Raw genomic sequence first — 2,019 nt, forward strand, 5'->3', positions numbered from 1 at the left:
CAGATGGACCTGCTCGGCGAGCGCGGCTTCACCCCGGTCACCACCGAGCGGCTGGCCGGGGCCTGGCGCTCCGGCGGGCCGCTGCCTCAGCGGCCGGTGCTGATCACCTTCGACGACGGCTACGAGGGCGTGCACCGGCACGCCCTCCCCGTCCTCGACGAACACGGCTTCACCGGCACCCTCTTCGCGTCCACGGGCTGGCTGCGCGGCCGCTACGAAACCCCGGGCGCGCTCGACACGATGCTCGACTGGCAGCAGGTGCGGGAGCTGGCCGACGCCGGGCTGGAGATCGGCGGGCACAGCCACACCCACCCCGAGCTGGATCAACTGACCGACGAGAGACTGTGGTTCGAGGTCCTGCGCTGCCGGGAGATCCTGGCGGACGAGCTGGGCCGCGCGCCGGTGTCCTTCGCCTACCCCTACGGCTACTCCAGCCGCCGGGTGCGGCGCACCGTACGGTCGGCCGGGTTCGCCCAGTCCCTCGCGGTGGGCAACGCGCTGGCCTCCCGCTGCCAGGGACCGTACGCCCTGGAGCGGGTGACGGTCCGGCGCGGCACCGGCATCGGGGAGTTCGGGGGGCTGCTCGAAGGGCGGGCCATCGCCCGTAACTTCGCCCGGGACCGCGCTCTGACCAAGGGCTACGCAGTGGTCCGCAGGACCCGTCAGGTCGTTCGGAAGGTGCGCGAAGCCAGTGTCTGACACGACCACCCGGCCCGGCGAGCCGGTGCCCGCGCCGTCGCGCGAGAAGACGGCCGGCCGGCGGCTGCGGCTGCCCGGCGGAGGCGGCGGCAATCCGCTGTTCCGCAACGCCTACGCGCTGATGCTCAACACCGGCATCTCCGCGATCCTCGGGCTGGGCTTCTGGCTGGCCGCTGCCCGTTACTACGCGCCGGAGGCGGTCGGCCAGGGCTCGGCGGCCATCGCCGCGATGAAGCTGCTCGCCGGGCTCGCGGCGCTGACGCTCACCGGGGCGCTGGCCCGCTTCATCCCGGTGGCGGGCCGCGCCACGGCCCGGCTGGTCTTCCGTACATACGCCGGGAGTTCGGCGGCGGTCGCCGTCGCGGCCACGGTCTTCCTGCTGACCCTCAACCTGTGGGGGCCCTCGTACCGCTTTCTGCACGGGCCGCTCAACGGGATCGGCTTCATCCTGGCGGTGGTCGCCTGGTCGCTGCTGACCTTGCAGGACGGGGTGCTGACCGGGCTGCGCAGCGCGCTGTGGGTGCCGGTGGGCAACACGGTCTTCTCGATCGTCAAGCTGGTCCTGCTGGTGGCGATGGCCGCCGCGATCCCGACGGCCGGGGTGTTCATCTCCTGGGTGGCCGCGATCGCGGTGTCGGTGATCCCGCTCGGCTGGCTGGTCTTCCGGCGGCTGATGCCCCGGCACATCGCGAAGACCGCGAGCACGGCCCGGCCGCCGAGCCTGCGCGAGATGGGCCGGTTCCTCGCCGGGGACTACACCGGCTCGCTGTTCTCGCTGGCCGTGGTCTACATGGTCCCGGTGATCGTGGCCTCGCAGGTCAGCTCCACCGACAACGCGTACTTCTACATCACCACGACCATCGGCGGCACCACGAACCTGCTCGCCATCAACATGGGCGCGTCGCTGACGGTCGAGGGCGCGCACGACCCGGCGCGGCTCGCGGAGAACTGCCGGGCCGCGCTGCGCCGGATGGCCCGGATCATGATCCCGATCTGTCTGTTCCTGTTCATCCTCGCCCCGCAGATCCTGGCGGTCTTCGGCCGCGGGTACGCCGACGCGGCCACACCGCTGCTGCGCTGGTTCGCGGCGGGCGCCGCGCTGCGGGTGGTGATCGAGGTGTACTTCGCGGTGCTGCGGGCGCAGAGCCGCACCTCGGGGCTCGCCTATCTCCAGGGCCTGCTGTGCGCGCTGGTGCTGGGCCTGACCCTGCTGCTGCTGCCGCGGATGGGGCTCACCGGCGCGGGCGTGGCGGAGATCTCCAGCCTCGCCGTGATCGCGTCCATCGCCGCTTTCCAGCTCTACCGCGTGCGCAATGGGCA

2 protein-coding genes are annotated in these 2,019 nt (G+C 72.4%); both read left to right on the top strand.

The features are described from left to right. Nucleotides 1–699 (top strand): polysaccharide deacetylase family protein (locus QMK28_RS33835; RefSeq protein ID WP_326443525.1); only part of this gene is annotated, 699 nt, incomplete at its 5' end. Then, nucleotides 692–2,019: lipopolysaccharide biosynthesis protein (locus QMK28_RS33840; protein WP_443050910.1), on the top strand; the 1,328-nt coding region annotated here is incomplete at its 3' end. The genes QMK28_RS33835 and QMK28_RS33840, both read left to right, overlap by 8 nt.

The sequence above is a fragment of the Streptomyces sp. H27-D2 genome (assembly GCF_035828615.1).
Lineage (GTDB): Bacteria > Actinomycetota > Actinomycetes > Streptomycetales > Streptomycetaceae > Streptomyces.